At 72.1% G+C, this 23,079-nt stretch carries 22 protein-coding genes and 1 pseudogene; 14 read left to right on the top strand and 9 right to left on the bottom strand.

Annotated elements, in window-relative coordinates:
• Positions 1-241: 241 nt before the first annotated feature.
• Complete coding sequence (locus IEZ19_RS25535; RefSeq protein ID WP_189313619.1) at positions 242-1,081, bottom strand: (2Fe-2S)-binding protein; 840 nt, start codon at positions 1,079-1,081, stop codon at positions 242-244.
• 165 nt (positions 1,082-1,246) lie between these two features.
• Here IEZ19_RS25535 and IEZ19_RS25540 point away from each other — a divergent pair, with 165 nt between their 5' ends.
• Positions 1,247-2,083 carry a GntR family transcriptional regulator gene (locus IEZ19_RS25540; RefSeq protein WP_189313620.1) on the top strand — a complete coding sequence of 279 codons (837 nt, stop codon included), beginning with the start codon at positions 1,247-1,249 and terminating at the stop codon, positions 2,081-2,083.
• Positions 2,084-2,220: 137 nt separating this feature from the next.
• On the opposite strand, the gene IEZ19_RS25545 is transcribed toward IEZ19_RS25540, so the two are convergent.
• From IEZ19_RS25545 to IEZ19_RS25555, 3 genes are all read right to left on the bottom strand, one after another.
• Complete coding sequence (locus tag IEZ19_RS25545; protein WP_189313621.1) at positions 2,221-2,715, bottom strand: DUF2231 domain-containing protein; 495 nt, start codon at positions 2,713-2,715, stop codon at positions 2,221-2,223.
• A gap of 60 nt (positions 2,716-2,775) precedes the next feature.
• On the bottom strand, positions 2,776-3,543 hold the full coding sequence (locus IEZ19_RS25550; protein ID WP_189313622.1) for a hypothetical protein: 768 nt from the start codon (positions 3,541-3,543) through the stop codon (positions 2,776-2,778).
• 167 nt (positions 3,544-3,710) lie between these two features.
• On the bottom strand, positions 3,711-5,384 hold the full coding sequence (locus tag IEZ19_RS25555; protein ID WP_189313623.1) for a PucR family transcriptional regulator: 1,674 nt from the start codon (positions 5,382-5,384) through the stop codon (positions 3,711-3,713).
• A 343-nt stretch (positions 5,385-5,727) separates the two neighbouring features.
• Here IEZ19_RS25555 and IEZ19_RS25560 point away from each other — a divergent pair, with 343 nt between their 5' ends.
• The 5 genes from IEZ19_RS25560 to IEZ19_RS25580 all read left to right on the top strand — a co-directional run bounded on the left by IEZ19_RS25560 (position 5,728) and on the right by IEZ19_RS25580 (position 12,433).
• Positions 5,728-6,627, top strand: coding sequence for an FAD binding domain-containing protein (locus IEZ19_RS25560; protein WP_189313624.1), 900 nt, complete (start codon positions 5,728-5,730; stop codon positions 6,625-6,627).
• Entirely contained in the window at positions 6,627-7,196 is a 570-nt protein-coding gene (locus IEZ19_RS25565; RefSeq protein ID WP_189313625.1) for a (2Fe-2S)-binding protein, read from the top strand. The genes IEZ19_RS25560 and IEZ19_RS25565 overlap by 1 nt, the downstream gene beginning before the upstream one ends.
• Before the next feature lie 2 nt (positions 7,197-7,198).
• Positions 7,199-9,616 carry a xanthine dehydrogenase family protein molybdopterin-binding subunit gene (locus IEZ19_RS25570; RefSeq protein ID WP_189313626.1) on the top strand — a complete coding sequence of 806 codons (2,418 nt, stop codon included), beginning with the start codon at positions 7,199-7,201 and terminating at the stop codon, positions 9,614-9,616.
• Between the two features lie 160 nt (positions 9,617-9,776).
• A complete protein-coding gene (locus IEZ19_RS25575) occupies positions 9,777-11,234 on the top strand; it encodes an NCS2 family permease (protein ID WP_189313627.1) in 1,458 nt (485 codons plus the stop codon).
• A gap of 47 nt (positions 11,235-11,281) precedes the next feature.
• Positions 11,282-12,433, top strand: a complete 1,152-nt coding sequence (locus IEZ19_RS25580; RefSeq protein ID WP_189313628.1) for an XdhC family protein — start codon at positions 11,282-11,284, stop codon at positions 12,431-12,433.
• A gap of 15 nt (positions 12,434-12,448) precedes the next feature.
• Here the strand turns inward: IEZ19_RS25580 and IEZ19_RS25585 are convergent, their stop codons facing one another.
• Positions 12,449-12,889, bottom strand: coding sequence for an SRPBCC family protein (locus IEZ19_RS25585; protein ID WP_189313629.1), 441 nt, complete (start codon positions 12,887-12,889; stop codon positions 12,449-12,451).
• On the bottom strand, positions 12,790-13,128 hold the full coding sequence (locus IEZ19_RS52645; RefSeq protein ID WP_189313630.1) for a polysaccharide deacetylase family protein: 339 nt from the start codon (positions 13,126-13,128) through the stop codon (positions 12,790-12,792). The genes IEZ19_RS25585 and IEZ19_RS52645 overlap by 100 nt, the downstream gene beginning before the upstream one ends.
• A 60-nt stretch (positions 13,129-13,188) precedes the next feature.
• Between IEZ19_RS52645 and IEZ19_RS25595 the strand changes: the two genes are divergently transcribed.
• From IEZ19_RS25595 to IEZ19_RS51000, 4 genes and pseudogenes are all read left to right on the top strand, one after another.
• On the top strand, positions 13,189-13,641 hold the full coding sequence (locus tag IEZ19_RS25595; protein ID WP_189313631.1) for a TIGR03668 family PPOX class F420-dependent oxidoreductase: 453 nt from the start codon (positions 13,189-13,191) through the stop codon (positions 13,639-13,641).
• A 241-nt stretch (positions 13,642-13,882) separates the two neighbouring features.
• Entirely contained in the window at positions 13,883-14,404 is a 522-nt protein-coding gene (locus tag IEZ19_RS25600; RefSeq protein ID WP_189313632.1) for an NfeD C-terminal domain-containing protein, read from the top strand.
• 54 nt (positions 14,405-14,458) lie between these two features.
• Positions 14,459-15,979, top strand: a complete 1,521-nt coding sequence (locus IEZ19_RS25605; RefSeq protein WP_189313633.1) for an SPFH domain-containing protein — start codon at positions 14,459-14,461, stop codon at positions 15,977-15,979.
• Between the two features lie 74 nt (positions 15,980-16,053).
• Positions 16,054-16,202, top strand: a pseudogene (locus tag IEZ19_RS51000) (PucR family transcriptional regulator); the annotation flags it as partial.
• 268 nt (positions 16,203-16,470) lie between these two features.
• Here IEZ19_RS51000 and IEZ19_RS25610 read toward each other — a convergent pair.
• Positions 16,471-17,088 (bottom strand): helix-turn-helix domain-containing protein, encoded by a 618-nt coding sequence (locus tag IEZ19_RS25610; protein WP_189313634.1) that lies wholly within the window; start codon positions 17,086-17,088, stop codon positions 16,471-16,473.
• A 111-nt stretch (positions 17,089-17,199) separates the two neighbouring features.
• On the opposite strand from IEZ19_RS25610, the gene IEZ19_RS25615 reads away from it, so the two are divergent.
• On the top strand, positions 17,200-18,000 hold the full coding sequence (locus IEZ19_RS25615; protein ID WP_189313635.1) for an IclR family transcriptional regulator: 801 nt from the start codon (positions 17,200-17,202) through the stop codon (positions 17,998-18,000).
• Positions 18,001-18,093: 93 nt separating this feature from the next.
• On the opposite strand, the gene IEZ19_RS25620 is transcribed toward IEZ19_RS25615, so the two are convergent.
• Positions 18,094-19,035: a 3-carboxyethylcatechol 2,3-dioxygenase gene (locus IEZ19_RS25620; protein WP_189313636.1), complete on the bottom strand. Its 942-nt coding sequence runs from the start codon at positions 19,033-19,035 to the stop codon at positions 18,094-18,096.
• On the bottom strand, positions 19,032-20,033 hold the full coding sequence (locus IEZ19_RS25625; protein WP_189313705.1) for a zinc-binding dehydrogenase: 1,002 nt from the start codon (positions 20,031-20,033) through the stop codon (positions 19,032-19,034). Before IEZ19_RS25625 ends, IEZ19_RS25620 begins: the two co-directional genes overlap by 4 nt.
• 100 nt (positions 20,034-20,133) lie before the next feature.
• Here IEZ19_RS25625 and IEZ19_RS25630 point away from each other — a divergent pair, with 100 nt between their 5' ends.
• The 3 genes from IEZ19_RS25630 to IEZ19_RS25640 are packed head-to-tail and all read left to right on the top strand — an operon-like array spanning position 20,134 to position 23,038.
• Positions 20,134-21,495 carry an aromatic ring-hydroxylating dioxygenase subunit alpha gene (locus IEZ19_RS25630; protein WP_189313637.1) on the top strand — a complete coding sequence of 454 codons (1,362 nt, stop codon included), beginning with the start codon at positions 20,134-20,136 and terminating at the stop codon, positions 21,493-21,495.
• Positions 21,492-21,827 carry a non-heme iron oxygenase ferredoxin subunit gene (locus IEZ19_RS25635; protein WP_189313638.1) on the top strand — a complete coding sequence of 112 codons (336 nt, stop codon included), beginning with the start codon at positions 21,492-21,494 and terminating at the stop codon, positions 21,825-21,827. The genes IEZ19_RS25630 and IEZ19_RS25635 overlap by 4 nt, the downstream gene beginning before the upstream one ends.
• Complete coding sequence (locus IEZ19_RS25640; protein WP_189313639.1) at positions 21,824-23,038, top strand: NAD(P)/FAD-dependent oxidoreductase; 1,215 nt, start codon at positions 21,824-21,826, stop codon at positions 23,036-23,038. The genes IEZ19_RS25635 and IEZ19_RS25640 overlap by 4 nt, the downstream gene beginning before the upstream one ends.
• Positions 23,039-23,079: the final 41 nt, after the last annotated feature.

Here is a 23,079-nt window from a genome sequence, read left to right on the forward strand (position 1 = left end):
CCTCACGGGGTTTCGGGGCAAGAGGCCGCCAAGGAACGCGAGGGGATGCTCAGGGCGGCGTTCTGCTCGAACTGCCGCTTGAGGGGCGGGAGTTGAGTTTGAATAAGACTACCCGTACGGGTGGTTCCGCGGAAAGTTCCCGCAAAAAGTGAGGAAGTCGTGAAGTGTCTGTGGCCGTACGGGTGTGCCACTCGCCGACGATCTTAGCGGAGGGCGGACCCTGCTCCGTCCTGAGGGCGCCTCAGGCGGCCGCTGCCGCAGCGGTGTTGTCGGCGCGGCCGGTGTCTCGGTTGCGCGGGCAGGTGGGGCATATGTCCTGCGGCCGCACCGTGTAGAACATGCAGCAGCTCACCCGGTCCCGGGTGGCCGCCGGCTCGCCGCCCGGACCCGTCACCACACGGAAGGCGGCGCGGCCCGCGTACGGCCCGGTCGCGCCCGGCAGCAGCAGCTCCAGCTCCCGCAGGGCCCGCCGCTCCTCGTCCGCGCCGAGCAGCGAGGCGATGTACCAGAGCCCCTCGACGACCTCGTCGGTCGCGGTGCCCCACAGCGCCCGCCCGCGCCGCCGCATGCGCGGTCCGAACGCGGCGAGGACCGGCTCAAGGTGCTCGGCGACCGCCGCGCGCACCTCGGCCCGCAGCGCCTCCTCGTCCGGTACGACGACGGCGCCGGGCAGCGCCGCCGCCGGGTCGCCGGGGAGACAGGCGAAGGAGACGGGGCGGACGGCCATACGGCCGGCGGTGAGGTCGTACGAGACACGTGTGACGGGGAGGCGCGGTACCCGGCGGTGCAGGAACCAGGGGAGGGTGATCAGCAGGCAGGCGGGCCAGGCGTACCGGTGCAGGCCGAAGCTCGCCACGACGTCCGGGCGGGCCCGCCGTCCGTAGTCGCGCAGCACCTGCGCCTCGTTCCAGGCCAGGAACGCGTCCAGGCCGGGTCCGCCCGCCGCGAGCTCTGCCGCGCCGATCCAGCCCGCGCCGTTCGGGTCGGGGGCGTCGGCAGTCAGTTCCGTCACAGCCAGTCCCGCGTACGCCTCGGTGAGCCGGGCGTACGCGGCGGAGAAGGCCGAGGCCAAAGCGGGCATGACGGAACCACCGATCAGCGATCGCGGGCGGGACAAGGCAAGTAAGGCTTACCTTACCCATTTCGTCGGAAATTTGAACTGCCGCTCCGGGCGCCTATGGTGCTTGACGGACGACTGACCAGCCGTCCTGCCGACCCAGCTGCCGACACCCCGGAGGAGGACCCCGTGAGACAGGGTGTGCACTCCGCCAGGACGGGCGTTCCGGAGCCCCGGCCCGGAGCGGGCGAGGTGCGCGTGCCGCAGCAGCCGCGGGCCGTGGACGCCGTGGACTCGGCGGCCGTGGACGCGACCCGGGAGCGCGGTGCCCCCGCGCCGGGCGCCGCCCGTGGCGAACACACGCACTGCGAGCAGCCGATGCCGCAGCCCCGGCCCGCGGTCCAGCGGGCCTCGGTGCGCGGGCAGATCCTGGACGCCCTGCGCAGCGCCCTGGTCACGGGTGAGCTGAAGCCCGGCGAGGTGTACTCGGCGCCGGCGCTCGGGGAGCGGTTCGGGGTGTCCGCGACGCCCGTGCGCGAGGCCATGCAGCACCTCGCGCGGGAGGGCGCCGTCGAGGTCGTGCCCAACCGCGGGTTCCGGGTGATCCGGCGCGGCGCGCGCGAACTGTCCGAGCTGGCCGAGGTCCGGGCGCTGATCGAGGTGCCGGTGATGCTGAGGCTGGCCCGCACGGTGCCGGGGGAGCGCTGGGCGGAGCTGCGACCGCTCGCCGAGGCCACGGTGCGCGCGGCGTCCACGGGTTGCCGTGCGACGTACGCCGAGTCGGACCGCGCCTTCCACCGGGCGGTCCTGTCCCTCGCCGGCAACGAACAACTCGTCCAGATCGCCGACGACCTGCGCCGCCGGGCCCAGTGGCCCCTGATCGGCGCCCAGCCCCGCCTCGCCCGCGCGGAACTCCTCGCGGACGCGTCGGAACACACGGCGCTGCTGGAGGCCTTGATCGCGAGGGACCTGGACGTGGTCCCGGCCCTGGTGACCGAACACTTCAGGGGCGGGGCGGGTCGGTGACGGCGGCGGAGTTTCTGTAGCCGGCGCCGGCCGGGGCGTTTCGCTCGCCACTGGGGGAGGCACGACTGCCCGCAGCCACGACAGGTACGTGGGCCGCTCCGGGTGCGTGTCGCGCCGGCAGTACGTCTGCCCGTCGGTCAGTCGGCGTCGCCGCCCGCTCCCGTCGCCGCCTGCGAGAAGCCGTCGTGCCACGCGGCCTTCGCGCCCGAGTCGCCGATGCGGTAGACGTCGACGACCGCGCCCACCGCCACCGCCACCGACAGCACCGCCACGGCTGTCCGTACAGGCACGGCGGACCAGCGCTCGGCCGACGACTTGCGGGCCGCCCACCAGACGGCGGCCGCCAGCACGAACAGGCCCAGGGCCCAGGGCAGCAGCCCGTCGCCCAGTTCGGCGTGCCGTCGCACCAGGGCGTTGCTGTCGACGTGTTCCTCCAGCCACTCGCCCGCCGATGTCGCCAGCGGTACGCCGGCGAGTGCGACGAAGGCGAGTATCGGCAGCAGGACGCCCAGCCGTCGGGCCGCCTGTGGCCACACCGCGCCGACCACCAGGGCCAGCGCGGCCAGCGGGACCAGGACGACGACGAAATGGACGAGCAGGACGTGCGCGGGCAGGCCGTTCACGAGACTCATGGGGGCGTTCCTCCGCAGGTCGGGGGCGCCAGCCTGGCACAGGAACCTCTTGGTTCCCTCTCAGGCGGTCGCCGCCCCCGGTGCCGGTGGAGCCAGCTGCTCCGCCAGCCAGGTCGGCACGCCGCCGAGCAGGCGGAACAGGCGCCGGGCCTCCTCCCGCAGCCGGGACGCCTCCGGCTCCGGCTCGGTGTCGGCGAGGGATGCGAGGGCAGGAGCCGTACCGACCAGGTAGCCCAACTCCTCGCGGATCCGCAGGGATTCGGCGAAGCCGTGCCGGGCCTCCGCCAACTCGCCTTCCCGCAGTGCCAGTCCGGCCAGATGCCGCCAGGTGAAGGACAGCAGCAGCGGATCGGAGTGCGCGTCGGCGGCCGCGTGAGCACGCCGGTACGCGGCGCGGGCCGCCTGCGGCGAGCGGGCGAGGTTCTCCGCCAGCAGCCCGCGGCGGAAGTCCAGCATGGCCCGGCCCGGCGCCCCCGGAGGGATCAGCGCCGCCGCCCGCCCCAGCGCCGCCCGCGCCTCGTCGGCCCGGTCCCGCACCGCGTGCAGCGTGGCCGAGTACGCAAGTTGCCCGCGTTCACAAGCGGCCGCCCCGCGCTCCTCGTCGCTCTGCGCCAGCGCCTCCGCCGTCCGCAGCGCGTCCTCGGCCTCGGCCCAGCCCCGCTCCGTGTACAGACACCGTTCGACCAGCAGCGCGGCCCGCTGGAGCGCGGCCGGTGCGGTCTCCGGCCTGAGCAGCGCCGCCGCGTCGGCCCAGCAGGCCCGCGAGCGCAATCGCCATACCGCGGTCTGGAGCGGATCGTCACCGGCGGTCGTTCCGTTACCAGACATGGCGGAATGCGCCACGTTGCCCTCCCCGAGCACACCATTGAGCTGTTGAGTGGTGGCGGCATTCCAGCACCAATGCGGGGGCCCGGCCAAGGGGGTGGGTGAAGGATTTCACAAAGTCGTGGGACGGCACGCCACTTGGGACCCACCCGCCGCACCCTTGTGTTACGTCAGCTCATGCGCAGCGCGAGGAAGAAATCGAGCTTGTCCTCCAGGCGCGAGAGGTCCCGGCCCGTCAACTGCTCGATGCGGCCCACCCGGTAGCGCAGCGTGTTGACGTGCAGGTGGAGCCGGGTGGCGCAGCGCGTCCAGGAGCCGTCGCAGTCGAGGAACGCCTCCAGCGTCGGGATCAGCTCGGCCCGGTGCCGGCGGTCGTAGTCCCGCAGCGGGTCGAGCAGCCGGGCGGTGAAGGCGCGCCGCACGTCGTCCGGCACGAACGGCAGCAGCAGCACGTGCGACGCCAGCTCCTGATGGCCCGCCGCGCAGACCCGGCCAGGGCGCGCCGCGGCGACCCGGCGGGCGTGCCGCGCCTCCTCGAGTGCCCCGCGCAGCCCCTCCGCCGAGTGCACGGCCGCGCTGACGCCGAGCGTGACCCGCCCGTCGTCGTTCAGACCGGCCGACAGCGGCTCCCGTACGGCGTCCAGGAGGACGTCGGCGAGGATCCCGGCCTCCGAGCCGTCGTGCTCGGCCGAGACGGCCGGCAGCGGGACCAGCGCGACGGCCTCATCGCCCGTGTGGGCGACCGCTATCCGGTCGGAGGGCTCGGGGCCGGTGGCCAGCGGGTCCACCAGGATCTCCTCGAGCAGCGACTGGGCGACCGGACCGCACTCGACCTCCGTGCCGTCCCACTCGACCCGGGCCACGACGACCTGCCAGTGCGGGGCCGAGCCCAGCCCGGGCAGCAGCACCGGAGCCGCGACGCGCAGCCGCGCCGAGATCTCGGCCGGTGCCGCGCCCGACTGCACCAGCTCCAGGACCTCCTGCGCGAGCCGCCGCCGCACCGTGCGTGCCGCGTCCCGCCGGTCCCGCTCGACGGAGATCAGCTGGGTGACGCCCTGGAGCAGATCCAGCCGTTCCTCCGGCCAGTCCCCGGCGTCCGCCTCGACGGCCAGCAGCCAGTCCGACAGCACGGTCTCGCGCACGTCCCGGGTGCCCTGCCCCGAGCGGCCGCTGGAGCGGATCGGGAAGAGCGAGTACGCCGTGGTGTCCAGCAGCACCCGGTGGGGCCCCCGGCGGCCCGAGCGGGCGGCGGCCAGGTACTCGGCCGCCAGCAGGGCGCAGGTCTCGGCGGGCAGCGCCGGGCCCGCGACCTTGGAGCCCGCGATCAGCCGTCCGGCGGGGGAGAGCACCCAGGCCCGCAGGTCCAGGTCGGAGCCGAGCAGGTCCAGCACCACGTCGGGGCCGCCGCCCGCCGGGCCCGAGGTCATCAGCCGGCGGTGCCGGTCGACCACGGCCGCGAGGTCCCCGGCGCGTTCGCCGGACACCTGCCGCACGACGTGCTCGGTGATCGTGGCGAACGCCACCGACTCGTCGACGGAGAACAGCGGCAGCCGGTGCCGGGCGCAGGCCACCACCAGGTCGTCCGGGATGTCCCGCAGCTCGGCCTCACCGGCCGCCAGAGCCGCCACCCCGGCCTGCACGAGGAGCCGTACGAACGGCTCGGAGTCGGCGGCGTCGCGGCGCCAGGCCAGGCCCGTCAGCACCAGCTCACCGCCCGAGAGGTACCGGCTGGGGTCCCGCAGGTCGGTGGTCATGACACCCTGCACCGTCCGGTCCAGCTCGTCCTCGCCGCCGAGCAGCCGCAGGCCCAGCGCGTCGGTGTCCAGCAGAGCGCGCAGCCGCATCTCGTCGCCGCCGATCTTTGTCTCGAAAACTACGATGAATCTTGAAAGGAGTCGTGGGAGGAGGCCCGCCGGAGGGAGCGTGCGCCGCCCTCGTCGGTGGCCGGGCCGTTTCCTGCGTTTCCACAGGAAAGCCAAGAGGTTACTGATGACCTCCGTTCATACGAATCTACAAGATGCCCGCGCTGGCCAGCCAACTCCTTCATGGTTTCAGTGACTGACCCGGTCGGAGCACGGCCCTGTGTACTGGCTCCACTTCGCGTCAACAGCACATGAACGAGCCGGGCCCGCCGCACACGGATTGGCTCAATCCGAACGACCCACGAGACGAAGAAGAGAGCCGGTCATGGACTTCCTTCGCCCCGCCAGCTGGGAGGAGGCGCTCGCCGCGAAGGCCGAGCACCCCACCGCTGTGCCGATTGCGGGTGGCACCGATGTGATGGTCGAGATCAACTTCGACCACCGCCGGCCCGAGTACCTGCTCGACCTGAACCGCATCGGCGACCTCTACGAGTGGGAGGTCGGCGACGACAGCGTGCGGCTCGGCGCCTCCGTGCCGTACACGAAGATCATGGAGCACCTCCGGGCCGAGCTGCCCGGTCTGGCCCTCGCCTCGCACACGGTCGCCTCCCCGCAGATCCGCAACCGTGGCGGCGTCGGCGGCAACCTCGGCACCGCCTCCCCGGCCGGCGACGCCCACCCCGCCCTGCTGGCGGCGGGCGCCGAGGTCGAGGCCGCGTCGGTGCGCGGCACCCGCCTCATCCCCATCGACGACTTCTACACCGGCGTGAAGCGCAACGCGCTCGCCCCCGACGAGCTGATCCGTGCCATTCGCATCAAGAAGGCGGACGGACCGCAGCAGTACTCGAAGGTGGGCACCCGCAACGCCATGGTCATCGCGGTCTGCGCCTTCGGTCTCGCCCTGCACCCCGGGACCCGCACCGTCCGCACCGGCATCGGCTCCGCCGCCCCGACCCCGGTCCGGGCGAGGACCGCCGAGGACTTCCTGAACGCGGCGCTCGACGAGGGCGGCTTCTGGGACAACGGAAAGATCATCACTCCGTCGGTCGCCAAGCAGTTCGCGGACCTGTGCGCCGCCGCCTGCAACCCGATCGACGACATCCGGGGCACCGCGAACTACCGCCGCCACGCGGTCGGTGTCATGGCCCGCCGGACACTGACCTGGACCTGGGAGTCGTACCGCGGCACACGACGCGCCGCCTGTCAGAACGGGGGCGCTGCGTGATGCGCGTCAACTTCACCGTCAACGGACGTCCGCAGGAAGCGGACGACGTGTGGGAGGGCGAGTCCCTGCTGTACGTGCTGCGCGAGCGCCTGGGCCTGCCCGGCTCCAAGAACGCCTGCGAGCAGGGGGAGTGCGGCTCCTGCACGGTCCGCCTGGACGGCGTACCCGTGTGTTCCTGCCTGGTCGCGGCCGGCCAGGTCCAGGACCGTGACGTCGTCACCGTCGAGGGCCTCGCGGACTACGCGAAGCAGCGCGACCGCGTTACTTCTGGCGGGACCGCACTGGACGAGGCCAGGCAGTGGGCGGCCAGGGGGACCGACTCGCAGACCGGTGAGGGCGGCGAACTCTCGCCGATCCAGCGGGCGTTCATCGACGCCGGTGCCGTGCAGTGCGGCTTCTGCACCCCCGGTCTGCTCGTCGCCGCCGACGAGATGCTGGAGCGCAACCCCGACCCGAGCGACGCGGACATCCGCGAGGCGCTGTCGGGCAACCTGTGCCGCTGCACCGGCTACGAGAAGATCATGGACGCGGTCCGCCTGGCGGCCGCCCGGCAGGGAGAGGAGGTCTGACCATGCCGTCCCCCACTCTCGGCTTCGCTCGAGCGGGCGGTGCCCCCAGCGGCACCCCCACGAAGATCACCCAGGGTTCGCAGACCCGCGGCGGCATCGGCGAGTCCACGCTCCGCCCGGACGGCACCCTCAAGGTCACCGGTGAGTTCGCGTACTCGTCCGACATGTGGCACGAGGACATGTTGTGGGGCCATATCCTCCGCTCCACGGTCGCCCACGCGGAGATCGTCTCCCTCGACACGGGCGAGGCCCTCGCCACGCCCGGCGTGTACGCCGTGATGACGTACGACGACCTGCCGACCGAGGTGAGGACCTACGGCCTCGAGATCCAGGACACCCCCGTCCTGGCCCACGGCAAGGTACGCCATCACGGCGAGCCCGTCGCGATCGTCGCCGCCGACCATCCGGAGACCGCCCGTCGCGCCGCCGCCAAGATCAAGGTGGAGTACCGCGAGCTGCCGGTCATCACCGACGAGGCCTCGGCGACCGCGCCGGACGCTGTCCTCGTCCACGAGAACCGCGACGACCACCACATCGGCCACGTCCCGCACCCCAACATCGTGCACCGCCAGCCGATCGTCCGCGGCGACGTCTCCGCCGCCCGGGAGCGGGCCGACGTCGTCGTCGAGGGCGAGTACTGCTTCGGCATACAGGACCAGGCCTTCCTCGGCCCCGAGTCCGGTCTCGCGGTACCCGACGAGGACGGCGGCGTCCACCTCTACATCGCCACCCAGTGGCTCCACTCCGACCTGCGCCAGATCGCGCCCGTGCTCGGCCTGCCCGAGGACAAGGTGCGCATGACGCTGGCCGGCGTCGGCGGCGCGTTCGGCGGCCGCGAGGACCTGTCGATGCAGATCCACGCCTGTCTGCTCGCCCTGCGCACCGGCAAGCCCGTCAAGATCGTCTACAACCGCTTCGAGTCCTTCTTCGGACACGTCCACCGCCACCCCGCGCGGCTGTACTACGAGCACGGGGCCACGCGCGACGGCAAGCTGACCCACGTCGCGTGCCGCATCGTCCTGGACGGCGGGGCGTACGCCTCCGCGTCCCCCGCGGTCGTCGGCAACGCCTCCTCGCTCGGCATCGGGCCGTACGTGGTCGACGACGTCGACATCGAGGCCATCGCCCTCTACACCAACAACCCGCCCTGCGGCGCGATGCGCGGCTTCGGCGCGGTCCAGGCGTGCTTCGCCTACGAGGCGCAGATGGACAAGGTGGCGAAGGAACTCGGCATGGACCCGGTCGAGTTCCGGCAGCGGAACGCCATGGAACAGGGCACCATCATGCCGACGGGCCAGCCCGTCGACTCCCCGGCCCCGGTCGCCGAACTCCTGCGCCGCGTCAAGGCGATGCCGCTGCCGCCGGAGCGCCAGTGGGAGAGCAGCGAGGGCGCCGACGTACGGCAGCTGCCCGGTGGTCTGTCCAACACCACGCACGGCGAGGGCGTCGTACGCGGCATCGGCTACGCGGTCGGCATCAAGAACGTCGGCTTCTCCGAGGGCTTCGACGACTACTCGACGGCCAAGGTGCGCATGGAGGTCCTGGCCGGCGAGCCGGTCGCCACCGTGCACACCGCGATGGCGGAGGTCGGCCAGGGCGGCGTCACCGTCCACGCGCAGATCGCCCGCACCGAACTGGGCGTCACCCAGGTGACGATCCGTCCGGCGGACACCCAGGTGGGCTCGGCGGGTTCGACCTCGGCCTCGCGGCAGACGTATGTCACCGGAGGCGCCGTGAAGAACGCCTGCGAGCTGGTCCGTGAACGGGTGCTGGAACTCGGCCGCCGCAAGTTCGGCACCTACCACCCCGCCTGGGCCACCGCCGAGTTGCTGCTCGAGGACGGCAAGGTCGTCACCGACGGCGGCGAGGTGCTGGCGACCGTGGCGGACGTCCTCGAGGACGAGGTCGTCGAGATCGAGGCGGAGTGGCGGCACCGGCGGACCGAGCCCTTCGACCTGCGCACCGGCCAGGGCAACGGCCACGTCCAGTACTCCTTCGCCGCGCACCGGGCGGTCGTCGAGGTCGACACCGAACTCGGCCTGGTCAAGGTCATCGAACTGGCCTGCGCCCAGGATGTCGGCAAGGCGCTCAACCCGCTGTCGGTCATCGGCCAGATCCAGGGCGGTACGGCGCAGGGACTGGGCGTAGCGGTGATGGAGGAGATCATCGTCGACCCGAAGACGGCGAAGGTCAGGAACCCGTCCTTCACGGACTATCTGATCCCCACGATCCTCGACACGCCGACCATCCCGGTCGACGTACTCGAACTGGCCGACGACCACGCCCCGTACGGCCTCCGAGGCATCGGCGAGGCGCCGACGCTGTCCTCGACTCCGGCGGTCCTGGCGGCGATCCGCAACGCGACTGGTCTGGAACTCAACCGCACGCCGGTACGCCCGGAACACCTCACGGGCAAGTGAACCTCCTGGGGTTCGACCGGTGATCTGTTTCCTGGGGGACATCGTCCCCCAGGCCCCCAACTGTCCGTCCTGGGCCGTCCCCCGGGTCGTGCACATCCCGAATCCGGTGCCCGGCAAGGCGGTTGTACGGGTGCCCCGATGAACCTTGGGAGACGGCACCATGACCCAGCAGTCACTGGAGCCCGGGACCACAGCCGAAGACGCGGGCGAAGGAACCCGCGTCCCCGCCGGCCGGTCCTGGCTCGACAGGTACTTCCACATATCCCGACGAGGATCCACCCTCGCCCGCGAGGTCCGCGGCGGCGTCACCACCTTCATGGCGATGGCGTACATCCTGCTGCTCAACCCCCTGATCCTCTCCGGCAAGGACGCCGCAGGCGACACGCTCGGCCAGAAGGCCCTGATCACCGCCACGGCGTTCGCCGCGGCCCTCACCACCCTGCTGATGGGCTTCGTCGGCAAGGTGCCGCTGGCCCTCGCCGCCGGGCTCTCCGTGTCCGGAGTCCTGTCGTCCCAGGTCGCCCCACAGATGACCTGGCCGCAGGCCATGGGCATGTGTGTGCTGTACGGCGTCGCCATCATGCTCCTGGTCGTCACCGGCCTGCGCGAGATGATCATGAACGCGATCCCGCTCGCGCTCAAGCACGGCATCACCATGGGCATCGGCCTGTTCATCGCCCTCATCGGCTTCTACAAGTCCGGCTTCGTGCACCAGGGCGAGGCCACCCCGGTCACCCTCGGCCCGGCGGGCGAACTCGCGGGCTGGCCCGTGCTGTTGTTCGCCGGCACGCTCCTCCTGATCTTCATGCTCCAGGCCCGGGGCGTTCCCGGCGCCATCCTCATCGGCATCGTCAGCGGCACGGTCGTCGCCGCCGTCCTGAACGCCGCCGGGGTCGTCGACCCGAAGCAGTGGGCCGCCGGCGCCCCCGAACTGCACGGCGGCGCGGTCTCGATGCCCGACTTCTCGCTCTTCGGGCACGTCGAGTTCGGCGGCTGGGGCAAGGTCGGCGCGATGACCGTCGGCATGATCGTCTTCACGCTCGTGCTCGCCGGGTTCTTCGACGCGATGGCGACCATCATCGGCGTCGGCACGGAGGCCGGGCTGGCCGACGACAGGGGCCGGATGCCGGGCCTGTCCAAGGCACTGTTCATCGACGGCGCGGGCGGCGCGATCGGCGGTGTCGCGGGCGGCTCCGGCCAGACCGTGTTCATCGAGTCGGCGACCGGCGTCGGCGAGGGCGCCCGCACCGGCCTCGCCTCGGTCGTCACCGGAGCCTTCTTCGCGGCCTGTCTGTTCTTCACCCCGCTGACCGCGATCGTGCCGCAGGAGGTGGCCTCCGCCGCCCTGGTGGTCATCGGCGCGATGATGCTGATGAACGCACGGCACGTCGACTGGGCCGACCGCGCCACGGCGATCCCGGTGTTCCTCACGGTCGTCCTGATGCCGTTCACCTACACCATCACCACGGGCGTGGCTGCCGGCGTGATCTCGTACGTCGCCATCAAGACCGCCCAGGGCAAGGCACGGGAGATCGGGGCGTTCATGTGGGGCCTCGCGGTGATCTTCCTGGTGTACTTCGCTCTCAACCCGATCGAGGGCTGGCTGGGCGTGCACTAGCCCGGCCCTTGACTCCCTTTTCCGCAACCGCAGTCGAGGAGACCGAGATGCTGGACGTCGCCGACGAGCTGAACCGGTGGGCCGAGCAGGGACGCGACTTCGCCGTGGCCACCGTGGTGGCGGTCGGCGGCAGCGCCCCCCGGCAGCCGGGCGCCGCCCTCGCGGTGGACGCGGACGGCACGGTCGTCGGCTCGGTCTCCGGCGGTTGTGTGGAGGGTGCCGTGTACGAACTGTGCGCGCAGGCGCTCCAGGACGGCGAGACGGTCCTGGAGCGCTTCGGGTACAGCGACGAGGACGCCTTCGCCGCCGGCCTGACCTGCGGCGGTGTCATCGACGTCCTGGTGACTCCGGTACGGGCGGCCGATCCCGTCCGTCCGGTGGTCGCGTCCGCGCTGGCCGCCGCCGCGAGAGGGGAGGCGGCGGCGATCGCGCGGATCGTGACGGGGCCGGCCGAGCTGACGGGCCGCGCCGTGCTGGTGCGCCCGGACGGCTCGTACGACGGCGGCTTCGGCGGCCACCCGGAACTGGACCGGACGGTCGCCGCCGAGGCCGGCGCCTTTCTGGACGCGGGCCGCACCGGCACCCTGGAGATCGGCGAACAGGGCTCGCGCTGCGGCGCCCCGCTCACTGTCCTGGTGGAGACCTCTGTACCGCCGCCCCGGATGATCGTCTTCGGCGCGATCGACTTCGCGTCCGCGCTGGTCCGGATCGGCAAGTTCCTGAACTACCGCGTGACGGTGTGCGACGCCCGCCCCGTCTTCGCGACGCAGACCCGCTTCCCCGAGGCCGACGAGATCGTCGTCGAGTGGCCCCACGAGTACCTGGGCCGTACGGCCGTGGACGCGCGGACGGTCCTGTGCGTCCTCACCCACGACGCCAAGTTCGACGTACCGCTCTTGCGGTTGGCCCTGCGTCTTCCGGTCGCCTATGTCGGTGCGCTGGGCTCCCGCCGCACCCATCTGGACCGCAACCAACGGCTCCGTGAAGTCGGCGTCACGGACCTGGAGTTGGTCCGGCTGCGCTCTCCGATCGGCCTCGACCTCGGTGCCCGCACTCCCCAGGGGACGGCCCTGTCGATCGCGTCGGAGATCGTCGCCGACCGGCGCGGCGGCAGCGGGGTCTCGCTGACCGGCGCGCACACCCCGATCCACCATGACGGGGCCGGGAAACTCCCGGAGCGGATCGAGTCGGTGGTGTGAGCCCGGCGTTGGCCGTCACGCCGTTCCGAGCAGCCTGTTCACCGCCCGCCCGAACACCGCTCGGGACGCACCGGTCAGGACGGGATCGACGACGGACGGGAGCCCGCGGACACGGAGTCGCTCGTGCCAGACGACCCGGGTGCGCCCGCCGGGGCCCGGGCGGACGTGCAGTTCGGCCCATCCGAGGACCACCCGGCCGCGCTTCTCCAGACGGCACAGGCCGGGGGAGTCGTCCTCCGGGGGCTGCCACACCGTCACCTCCATCGGGTCGTCGAACGCGAGGGGACCGACGCCGGAGCGGGCCACGAAGCGGGTTCCCACGCGCGTCGGCGGGGGTGTGAGGACGGTGATCCGGGTCAGTGGGACGGAGTCGGCGTGCCGCGCCCACTCCGTGAGCCGACGCCACGCCTCGTCGATCGGGAGTGGTGCGGTGCGCTGGAGCAGGAATTCGGCCACGGCGGGATCCTAGGGATCGTCCAAGGCTCGAGGGGCAAAGTCTCGCTGGCGAGCTCGTGGCCCTCGGCGGCCATCCTCTTGACCGGATCCGGGTACTTGTCGATGTGCCGCTCGCCGAGCAGGAAGAAGGACGACGGGACCCCCTTCTCCTTCAGGATGCCGAGGTCGACGGCCTGATCGAAGACTGGACATGCCGGGATGCACGGCGAGTATGGACGCGGTGTATAGACGAGGTGCATAGCAGGCCGGGCGCCCGGCGCGGGGCCGTATCACCATGGGTGGGGTAGGGAGGTGTGGCGATGCCGGAACTGTCGGAGCGGGAGGCGCGGCTGCGGTTCATGGCCGCGCGCGTGGCACGGCTGGCGACGGTGGACCCGGCGGGCCGTCCCCATCTGGTGCCGGTCGTGTTCGCGGGGCAGGGTGCCGACGGCCTCGTCATGGCGGTGGACGGCAAACCGAAGACGACGACCCGGCTGAAGCGGCTCCGCAACATCGCCGCCCACCCGTCGGTGTGCCTGCTGACGGACGCCTACGACGAGGACTGGGACCGGTTGTGGTGGGTCCGCGCGGACGGGGACGCACGGGTGATCGAGGCCGGTTCGCCCGACGCGGCTGACGCGGCGGCGTACGAATCCGCCCTGGCCAACCTGCGTGCCAAGTACCCCCAGTACGAGGCCGCTTCACCGACCGGCCCGGTCGTCACCGTCACCGTCCTGCGCTGGAAGGGGTGGTCTGCGAGCGACGAGATGTGACGGCCGATCTCGATCCCGGCCGGGCTGCACCAGTTCGACGACCGGGCGGGCGCAGTACCCGGCAAGGCGCGGACGTGCCGCCGCAGGCGTGGCGGGGCGCGCGGCCTTCGTCGTGACGGTGCGTCGAGGCGGCATTAAAACCGCGTAAAGATTGCCGGAAGCAGGCAATGCCGATCATCGCCGCTCCATGTGAACATGCCTGCGGCAGCGGGGGGAGGGCAAGGAGAGGCGGTGATGACGAATGGCCTGGTTTCTGGGTCTCGGCATTGTGGGGGTCGCCCTTCTTGCTCTGTCGCTCCTTCTCGACGGCGTGCTCGAGGGAATCTTCGACGGCCTGGACGCGCTCGACGGCGTCGCCGACGGGTGGCTGTCGCTGCCGGTCGTCGCGGGATTCGTGTCCATGCTCGGCTTCTCGGCGGCGATCGTCATGGGCACCACCGGGCTGGGCGCGGTGGGCGCCACCGCGATCGGCGCACCTGCCGGCGTCGCCACGGGCTGGTTCGCCCACCGGCTCAGCCGGACGCTGATGCGGGGCGAGAGCGGACAAGCGCCCCGCGGCGACGACCTGATCGGTCTGCCCGCTTCCGTGGTGACCGCCATCCCGGCCGGCGGCTATGGCGAGGTGCTGCTCCAACTGGCCGGACAGCCGGTGAAGTTCGCGGCCAGGAGCCAGAGCCCGGAGCCGGTGGCCCGGGGCGCCGAGGTCTGGGTGGACCAGGCGCTGTCGCACACGGCGGTCTCGGTGCGCCCCGTGCGGCACTGACGTCCCCCTGTTGCTCACTCATTCTCAACTGCTGGACGATTCAGGGGTATTGACATGAGTCCTGTCGTGTTCGCGGTGGTGGGAGTCGTCGTACTCCTCGTACTGATCGCGCTGGTCGTGGTCACGCGGTACAAGGTGGCGGGCCCGAGCGAGGCGTTCATCGTCACCGGCCGGCGTGGCAAGAAGTCCACCGACCCGGCCACCGGTCGGGTCTTCACCGACAACAGCGGGCAGAAGGTCGTGGTCGGCGGCGGCGTGTTCGTCGTGCCGTTCGTGCAGCAGAAGTTCACCCTCGACCTGTCCTCGCGGCACATCCCGGTCGCCGTCCGCGGCGCGGTCACCCTGCGCGGCGTGAAGGCGAATCTGGACGGGGTCGCGATCGTCAAGGTCGGCGGTACCGAGGACTCGATCCGCGCCGCCGCGCAGCGGTTCCTGATGCAGCAGGACGGCATCGTCGGCTTCACCCAGGAGGTGCTCTCCGGCGCGCTGCGCGCGATCGTGGGACGGATGTCCGTGGAGGACGTCATCCGGGACCGGGCCGCCTTCGCCGGGCAGGTCGCCGAGGAGGCCGAGGCGAGCCTGTCCGGGCAGGGGCTGGTCCTCGACGCCTTCCAGATCCAGGACATCACCACCGAGGGCTCCTATCTGGAGGACCTCGGCCGTCCGGAGGCCGCCCGCGCCAAGCAGGAGGCGGACATCGCCGAGGCCGTGGCCCGGCGGGCTGCCGAGCAGGCACGGCTCAAGGCCGAGGAGGAGATCGCCGTCGCGCAGCGGACCTTCTCCCTGAAACAGGCGGAGATCAAGGCCGAGACGGATCAGGCGACGGCCCGTGCCGCGGCGGCCGGCCCGCTCGCGGAGGCGGCCCGCCGGCAGGAGATCCTCGCCGAGCAGGAGAAGGTCGCCGAGCGGCAGGCCGCGCTGACAGACCGTCAGCTCGACACCCAGGTCCGCAAGCCCGCCGACGCCCAGCGGTACGCCGCCGAGCAGGAGGCCGAGGCCAAGCGGGTCGCCCGGGTCAAGCAGGCCGAGGCGGAGCGGCTGGCCGGCATCGCCGCCGCGCAGGCGGAGGCGGAGCGGGCCCGGCTGGTCGGTGAGGGCGAGAAGCAGCGCCGTAGCGCGCTCGCCGAGGCGGAGGCCATCGAGGGCCTCAAGCAGGGTGAGGCGGAGCGGGCCCGCCGCGGGGCGATCGCGGAGGCGGTCCGGCTGGAGGGTGAGGCCGAGGCGGCGGCGATCGGAGCCAAGGGCGCGGCCGAGGCCGAGGCGATGCAGAAGAAGGCCGATGCGTACGAGCGGTACGGCGACGCGGCGATCCTCCAGATGCTCGTCGAGGTGCTCCCGCAGGTCGTCGCGAAGGCGGCCGAACCGCTCGGCGCCGTGGACAAGATGACCGTCATCTCCACGGACGGCGCGAGCAGGCTGCCGCGCGCGGTCGCCGACAACGTGGCGCAGGGCGTCGAACTCATCGGCTCCACCACGGGCGTCGACCTCGCCGAACTGCTGAGGGGCATCACCCAGCGGGCCAGCGGTGCGCAGGCCGCGGCCGAAGCCAACGGGAAGATCGAGATTTCCGGCTGACGGGGGAGTCGAGCCGGAGCACGGAGCCCGGGCGGTGACTGCCGCCCGGGCTCCGCGGCGTGCGGACAGCGGGGCAGGAGGAAGCGGTGCGCCGGGAGTTCATCGACGACTTCTCTACGGCCACAGCGACCTGGGCCGGCCGGCCGAGCGAGCCGAACGCTTCGGTCTGCTTCTCTCGCCCGCCCACGCCCACTCGCTCGCCGTGGCCGAGGGCGGGCAGCCGGTGCTCGGCCATCAGCCGCGCCGCTGTCATGGCGCCGCTGACCGATACCGACGGTCTGTACTCCACTGCCGGGTCACGTGCCCGCACGGTCGGCTCATGTGGTCGCTCCCGCCGACGATGACGGTTCCGATCAGATTGCGGGAGATGGGCGTGCGGCCTCCTGGCGAGTCAGCGGTACGCCAGGAGATACGGACCGGCCTGCCGAATCAATCATTGCTCAGCGCAAAATTTGCCTGCCGCCGGGCGTGGGTGTCGCGCACCTCACGGGTCAGGTCGACGGCCGCCCCTGGATCACCGTCGGGGTGGTCTGCCGCACCTGCGGCAGCGTGGTGACCATGTGGGCGACCACGCGTTCGCTCACGCAGACATGCAGATGGGGGATGTCGCCGGGGAACCGGGCGAAGTCACCGGCGGCGAGGACCACCGGCTCGGTGATCGGGCCGGTGCGCAGCTTCCCGCTGATCACGTAGAGGTGGTGCAGCGTGCCGGCGGTGTGCGGGGCGACGGGCTCGGGATCCTTGCCGGTGCGCTCCAGGCGCAGCACCAGCGTCCGGACGTAACCCGAGCCGTACACCTCGTCCAGGAGCCGCTCCGACCACGTCCCGTTGTCGGACCACTCGCCCTCGCCGTGCCGCTGCACGTAGACCGGGGTGCCCCACTCGGTCAGCAGTCGGCGGGCCGGGACGTCCATGGCCGCGCCGAGCAGGGACAGCGTCTCCACGGTGGGATTGCCCGAGCCCTGTTCGATCTTCGAGAGTGTCTGTTTCGACAGACCGGACCGGCGGGCCAGCTCGCCCAGCGACATGGCCCTCTCCAGCCGGAACCGTCGTACGTTGCGGGCCACCAGATCGTTCTCATGACCCGAGCCGTCATTTTTAATGTGCATACTGTCATTGTTGACGGACGGGCGTGCCTGCGCACATCCTTGTCACGTAAAAGTTTCCATACGGTGTACTGAATTTGACGCCGGCCCCCTCGAAATCTGAGGTGAACCGCCATGACCACAGCTTCTGTCGCCTCCCAGGCCCGCGACGACCGGGCCGCCGTCGACAAGGCCGTCAGCCTCCTGCTCGCCTTCGGCGACCGGGCGAGCAGCGGTGTCGGCGTCAGTGAGCTCGCACGGCGGACGCAGCTGAGCAAGTCGACCGCCCACCGTGTGCTGGGCATGCTGGAGCGCAACGGCGTGGTCGAGCGCGTGGGCACGGACTACCGGCTCGGCGAGCGTCTGCACGAACTGGGGCGCGCCGTGTACGCGCCCGGTCACGAGGGCGTCCGCGATCTGCTGCTGCCGTATCTGACCGACCTCTACGATCTGACCCGGCACACCGCCCACCTCGCCGTGCTGCACGGCGCCGACGTGGTCTACCTCGCAAAGCTCTACGGCCACCGCTCGGCGCTGGTCCCGTCCCGCATCGGCGGCCGGCTCCCCGCGCACGCCACCGCCGTCGGCAAGGTCATGCTCGCCTACGACCCCAAGGCCGCCGCCCAGGCGACGTCCGGACCGCTGACCCGTTTCACCCGCCGCACGATCACCGACGCCGGCGCCCTGTCCACCGAACTGGACCGCATCCGCCGCCTCGGCGTCGCCTTCGACGACGAGGAGAGCAGGCCAGGCCTGAGCTGTGTCGCCGCCCCGGTCCTGGACCGGGCGGGCCGGGCGGTGGCCGCTCTGTCCATCGCCGGCCGGCGCGGCCACATCGACACACAGCGCCTCAGCACGGACGTACGCCGCATCGCGGCGGCCGCCTCGCAGGCGTGGGCCAGGCAAGCGCCCCGGAGGGGCGCTGGGCTGTGTTGACAAGCGGCTCCGCCGCGGGGCGCGACCGGCCACGACGGCGCCGCAGCCGGATGACGGCATGACGCGGCACCACCGGCGAAGCTCCCCGCACCCCTAGCGGAGCGTCTGCGCAGTCGCCACGGCGAAGCCCGCGATCCACTCCGGAATGGGTGCGTAGAAGCGCGACGTCATCCGGTAGTGCCCACCCGCGGCCAGAGAAGCGAACGCCGCGATCCAGGTCCGCACCTCGTGCGCCGAGCCGCCCCCCTCCGCGCCCATCCACTCCACCGTCCAGGAGTCCACGTCCGCCAGTCGGCCGCTCTCCAGCGTGTCCAGGACGAGGTTGTCCCACGCCGGGTTGATGGGGATCATCCGGGCCGAGCCGGCGGCGTAGTCGCGGCCCGCCTGGATCACGCGCTCCTCGCCGCGGGCCCGCTGCTCCGGCGTCGGCGGATGGCCCTCGATGAGGGCGTCGGCGACCCGGGGCGGGGCGCCGTCGAGGACCGGGACCGGCGGGTCGTGGGAGAGCCCGCCGGAGCCGAGGAAGAGCACCCGGCGGTCCAGTTCCGCCGCGGCCTGTCCGATCGCCGTGCCCAGCGCCCGGATACGGCTCACCGGTCCGAGCGGGGTGGCGACGCCGTTGACGAAGACCGGGACGACCGGGACCTTGTCGATCCCGCCGAACAGTACCTCCAGCGGCTGCACGAAACCGTGGTCCACGGTCATACGGGCCGACACGGTGAGGTCGACGCCGCGGTCCAGCACCCCGCGCGCGAGCGCGCCCGCGGCCTCCGCGTCGACCGACAGCGGCCCGGCGGCGGAGCCGAAGTCACCGACGGCGTGGGCGTCGGTGGCCAGGCAGAACGGGGGCATCTCCTTGTAGAAGAAGCCGTTGTAGTGGTCCGGGGCGTACAGGACGACCAGGTCGGGGTCGAAGGCGCGGACGAACGCGCGCGCCTCCTCGACGGCCTTCTCGACGGCGGCGAGGACCTCGGGTGCGGGGTCGTTCTTCCCGATCAGGGGGGAGTGGGACAGCCCCACGGCGGCGGTGTTCACGACAGCTCTCCTTCAGTCACGTGAGGCGCGGGAGGGTGGACGACGAGCTTCCCGGTCAGCCCCCCGTCGATCATGAGCTGGAAGCCCTTGTGGATCTCGCTCAACGGCAGGGTGCGGTCGATGACCGGGCGCAGACCGGTGGCGTCCATCAGCTTCAGCAGGGCGACCAGTTCACCGCGCGTGCAGCCGGTGGAGCCGAGGATGCGCTGCTGGAGGTAGAAGACGCGGGCCAGGTCGGCGGGCGGGTTCGTGCCGCTGGTGGCGCCTGCGATCACCAGGGTTCCGCCCGGCCGGAGCGACTTCAGCGAGTGCGACCAGGTCGCCTCGCCGACCGTCTCGACGACGACGTCCACCCGCTCGGGCAGCCGCTCACCGGTCGGTACGGCCTTGCGCGCGCCCCACGACTCGGCCTGCGCCCGCTTGTCCGCGCTGCGGCTGGTGGCGTAGACGACGGCTCCGGCGGCAGCGGCCAGCTTGATCGCTGCCGAGGCGACGCCGCCTCCGGCGCCCTGCACGAGCACCCGGTCACCCGCGCGGATCCCGGCCCGGGTGAAGAGCATGCGGTACGCGGTGCCCCAGGCGACGGGCAGACAGGCGGCCTCGTCGAAGGTGAGCCACGTCGGCTTGGGGATCAGATTGCGGCGGGGGACGGCCAGGTACTCGGCGAAGGCACCGTCGTGCTGCTCGGACAGCAGCGCGCGGTTCGGGTCGAACGTCTCGTCACCCGCACCGGCGTCGGCGTCGGCGATCACGGGGTGGACGAGCACCTCGTTGCCGTCCTCGTCGTAGCCCGCGGCGTCGCAGCCGAGGACCATGGGCAGCCGCTCGGGCGGATGGCCGACGCCGCGCAGCGTCCACAGGTCGTGCATGTTGAGCGACGACGCGACGACACGGACGAGGGACCAGCCGGGCCGGGGCTCGGGCCGGGGAACGTCTGCCACGACGAGACCGGCCAGCGGGTCGGTCGCGCTCTGGGAGACGGCGGTTGCGGCAAGCATGCTGCCACGCTCTCCCGCCGTCGCGTCTGCCGACAGCGCGTGTGCCGTCGTACGGAACAGCCGATGGAACCCGCGCGCCCGCTGCTGTTCCCTTACGGCCATGACCTCGACGATCGAACCTCAGGGCGCGGCCACCCCGGCCCCGCGCGGGGCCCTGCGGCGCCCGGCAGACCTGGCACGCACCATCGACGTCTCCGGGCTCGTCGACACCGAGGGCGGGCTGCTGGACCGTGCCGTCTTCACCGACCAGGAGCTGTACCGGCAGGAGCTGCGCCGCGTCTTCGCGCCCAGCTGGCTGTTCCTCGCGCACACCGACCAGTTCCACAAGCCCGGCGACTTCTTCACCACGTACATGGGCGAGGACCCGGTCATCGTCACCATGGACCGGGAACGCCGTATCCGCGCCTACCTCAACTCGTGCCGGCACCGCGGCGCCCGCGTCTGCCGCGCCGACTCCGGGACCACCCGCAACTTCACCTGCACCTACCACGGCTGGTCCTTCGACCTGGCGGGCTCGCTGGTGAGCGTCCCCAACAAGGACGGCTACCCGGAGTCCTTCCGCACCGGCGACTGGGGCCTGGTCGAGGTGCCGCACGTGGAGACGTACCACGGGCTGGTCTTCGGCACCTGGAACCCGCAGCCGGTGCCGCTGCGCGAGTCGCTCGGCGACATGGCCTGGTACATGGACGCGATGCTCGACCACGACGAGGAGGGCACCGTCGTCGTCGGCGGGGTCCACAAGTGGGTCCTCGAGGGCAACTGGAAGCTGGCGGCCGAGCAGTTCGCCACCGACTGGTACCACGTGAACATGAGCCACGCCTCGGCGCTCCAGGTCCTCGCGCCGGCCGGCAAGAAGCCCAAGGACGAGGTCGTGCACCGCACCGGCCGCCAGTACTCCGACGCGAACGGCAACGGCGCGGGCTTCCCCGTCCACCCCAGGAACCGCTTCGACGCGCAGACCGTGCACAAGTGGACGGACTACGACGCGCTGCGCGAGCGGCTCGGCGAGCCCCGGGTCGAGGGACCGCTGACCAACGGACACGCCACGGTCTTCCCCAACTTCTCGTATCTGCCGGTCAACGGCTCCATCCGCGTCTGGCACCCCAAGGGACCCGACCGCATGGAGGTGTGGGCCTGGACCATCGTCGACAAGTCCATGCCCGAGGACGTCCGTGAGGCCCAACGCCTGTACAACCTGCGGACGTTCGGACCCAGCGGGATCTTCGAGCAGGACGACGGCGAGAACTGGAGCGAGGTGCAGGCCATTTCCCACGGCTTCATCACCAACGGCGTCGCCCTCAACTACCAGATGGGCATGGGCAGCGAACGCGAGGACGGCCGCTACCCCGGAAAGACCAGCGAGCTGTACAGCGACGCGGCCGGCCGCGCCTTCTACGGGCGCTGGCGCGAGCTGATGAACACCCCGGCCTGGCACGAGACCCGCCACGAGGAGAAGAAATGAGTGACGGCATCCGCGTCGCGTCCCTGGACGACATCCCCGAGGGCGAGGGCATCGCCATCGACAAGGCGATCACCGGAACCGACGACAACATCGCCCTGCTCCGCGACACCGACGACACCGTGTGGGCGCTCGACGACACCTGCACCCACGAGGACGCCTCGCTGGCCGACGGCTGGGTGGAGGACGGCTTCGTCGAATGCCCGCTGCACTCCAGCAAGTTCTGCCTGAAGAACGGCGAGGTCCAGGGCCTTCCCGCCACGAAGAACGCCTGCCCGCACCGCGTCGAGGTGCGCGACGGTGAGGTCTACCTCTTCCCGAGGGAGACCCCGTGACCCGCCGTGTCGTGATCGTGGGCGGCGGCGTCGCCGGCGTCAGCGCGGCCGGCGCCCTGCGCGCCGGAGGCTTCGACGGCGACGTCACGCTCGTGGACGCCGGAGACTTCCCCTACGACCGGCCGCCGCTGTCCAAGGAGTTCCTGGCCGGCACCAAGGACATCAAGCAGATCGCCCTGCAGGCCCCCGAGTGGTACGACGACCAGAACGTCCGCCTGGTCAACCGCAGCGTGGCCGCCGCCCTGCGCACCGGTGAGGGCAAGGTGGAGCTCGCGGACGGCACCCTGCTGCCCGCCGACCGCGTCGTCCTCGCCACCGGCGGAGGCGCCGCCCGGCCGCCCATCCCCGGCATCGGCAGCCACCGGGTGCACGTCCTGCGCACCGCCGACGACGCCGACCGGCTACGGTGCGAACTCACCCCGGGCGCCAGTGTCCTGGTCGTCGGCGCCGGACTGATCGGGGCCGAGGTCGCCTCCACCGCCGTACTACTTGGCTGCGAGGTCACCCTGGTCGACCCGCTCGCCACGCCCCTCGCCGCGGCGCTCGGTCCCGAGCTGGCCGACTGGCTGCACGGGCTGCACGGGCGCAACCGGGTCACGACCGCACAGGCGTCGGTGGAGTCCTTCGCCGACCGCGCCGACGGCATCGAGGTCCGCCTCGCCGGAGCGGCCGCCCCGCAGGTCTTCGACACGGTCGTCCTCGGCGTGGGCATGGTCCCGCACACCAAACTCGCCGAACTGGCCGGACTGGAAGTGAACCGCGGCATCGTCGTCGACACCGGCCAGGTCACCTCCAACCCGGCGGTCCTCGCCGTCGGCGACCCCGCGCGCACCCGCCACGACGGCGAGCTCCTGCCCCGCACCGAGCACTGGGAGGCCGCCCAGCACGACGGAGCGCGGGCCGCCGCCACGATCCTCGGCACCCCGGCACCGGCCGGCACGGCCCCCTGGTTCTGGACGGACCGCTACGGCCGTCACCTGGAAGCCGTCGGCCACATGGACCAGGCGGCGCAGACGGTCCTGCGCGGCTCGCTCGACGACCCGGCGTTCGCGCTCTTCGGCCTGCGCGACGGACACGTCGTCGCGGCTGCCGCGGTCGACGACTCCACCGCCGTACGCGCCGCCCGCCGGATGATCGACCGCCGTGTCCCGGTCGACGCCGACCGGCTCGCCGACCCGGCCGTGAACCTGCGCGCGCTGCTGCGCGGCTGACGTGCCGCTCCACGGCACACCTCGTACCGCCGTCGGCGGAG

The sequence above is a fragment of the Streptomyces brasiliensis genome (genome assembly GCF_014647875.1).
GTDB lineage: Bacteria > Actinomycetota > Actinomycetes > Streptomycetales > Streptomycetaceae > Streptomyces > Streptomyces brasiliensis.

What these genes read in the sequence shown, in the direction of transcription:
- IEZ19_RS25545 (WP_189313621.1), bottom strand. Translation starts at nt 2,715, where the DNA reads ATGAGTCTCGTGAACGGCCTGCCCGCGCACGTCCTGCTCGTCCATTTC.
- IEZ19_RS25635 (WP_189313638.1), top strand. Translation starts at nt 21,492, where the DNA reads ATGAGTGACGGCATCCGCGTCGCGTCCCTGGACGACATCCCCGAGGGC.
- IEZ19_RS25625 (WP_189313705.1), bottom strand. Translation starts at nt 20,033, where the DNA reads ATGCTTGCCGCAACCGCCGTCTCCCAGAGCGCGACCGACCCGCTGGCC.
- IEZ19_RS25575 (WP_189313627.1), top strand. Translation starts at nt 9,777, where the DNA reads ATGACCCAGCAGTCACTGGAGCCCGGGACCACAGCCGAAGACGCGGGC.
- IEZ19_RS25565 (WP_189313625.1), top strand. Translation starts at nt 6,627, where the DNA reads ATGCGCGTCAACTTCACCGTCAACGGACGTCCGCAGGAAGCGGACGAC.
- IEZ19_RS25630 (WP_189313637.1), top strand. Translation starts at nt 20,134, where the DNA reads ATGACCTCGACGATCGAACCTCAGGGCGCGGCCACCCCGGCCCCGCGC.
- IEZ19_RS25550 (WP_189313622.1), bottom strand. Translation starts at nt 3,543, where the DNA reads ATGTCTGGTAACGGAACGACCGCCGGTGACGATCCGCTCCAGACCGCG.
- IEZ19_RS25580 (WP_189313628.1), top strand. Translation starts at nt 11,282, where the DNA reads ATGCTGGACGTCGCCGACGAGCTGAACCGGTGGGCCGAGCAGGGACGC.
- IEZ19_RS25595 (WP_189313631.1), top strand. Translation starts at nt 13,189, where the DNA reads ATGCCGGAACTGTCGGAGCGGGAGGCGCGGCTGCGGTTCATGGCCGCG.
- IEZ19_RS25570 (WP_189313626.1), top strand. Translation starts at nt 7,199, where the DNA reads ATGCCGTCCCCCACTCTCGGCTTCGCTCGAGCGGGCGGTGCCCCCAGC.
- IEZ19_RS25535 (WP_189313619.1), bottom strand. Translation starts at nt 1,081, where the DNA reads ATGCCCGCTTTGGCCTCGGCCTTCTCCGCCGCGTACGCCCGGCTCACC.
- IEZ19_RS25555 (WP_189313623.1), bottom strand. Translation starts at nt 5,384, where the DNA reads ATGCGGCTGCGCGCTCTGCTGGACACCGACGCGCTGGGCCTGCGGCTG.
- IEZ19_RS25560 (WP_189313624.1), top strand. Translation starts at nt 5,728, where the DNA reads ATGGACTTCCTTCGCCCCGCCAGCTGGGAGGAGGCGCTCGCCGCGAAG.
- IEZ19_RS25615 (WP_189313635.1), top strand. Translation starts at nt 17,200, where the DNA reads ATGACCACAGCTTCTGTCGCCTCCCAGGCCCGCGACGACCGGGCCGCC.
- IEZ19_RS25610 (WP_189313634.1), bottom strand. Translation starts at nt 17,088, where the DNA reads ATGCACATTAAAAATGACGGCTCGGGTCATGAGAACGATCTGGTGGCC.
- IEZ19_RS25605 (WP_189313633.1), top strand. Translation starts at nt 14,459, where the DNA reads ATGAGTCCTGTCGTGTTCGCGGTGGTGGGAGTCGTCGTACTCCTCGTA.
- IEZ19_RS25600 (WP_189313632.1), top strand. Translation starts at nt 13,883, where the DNA reads ATGGCCTGGTTTCTGGGTCTCGGCATTGTGGGGGTCGCCCTTCTTGCT.
- IEZ19_RS52645 (WP_189313630.1), bottom strand. Translation starts at nt 13,128, where the DNA reads ATGCACCTCGTCTATACACCGCGTCCATACTCGCCGTGCATCCCGGCA.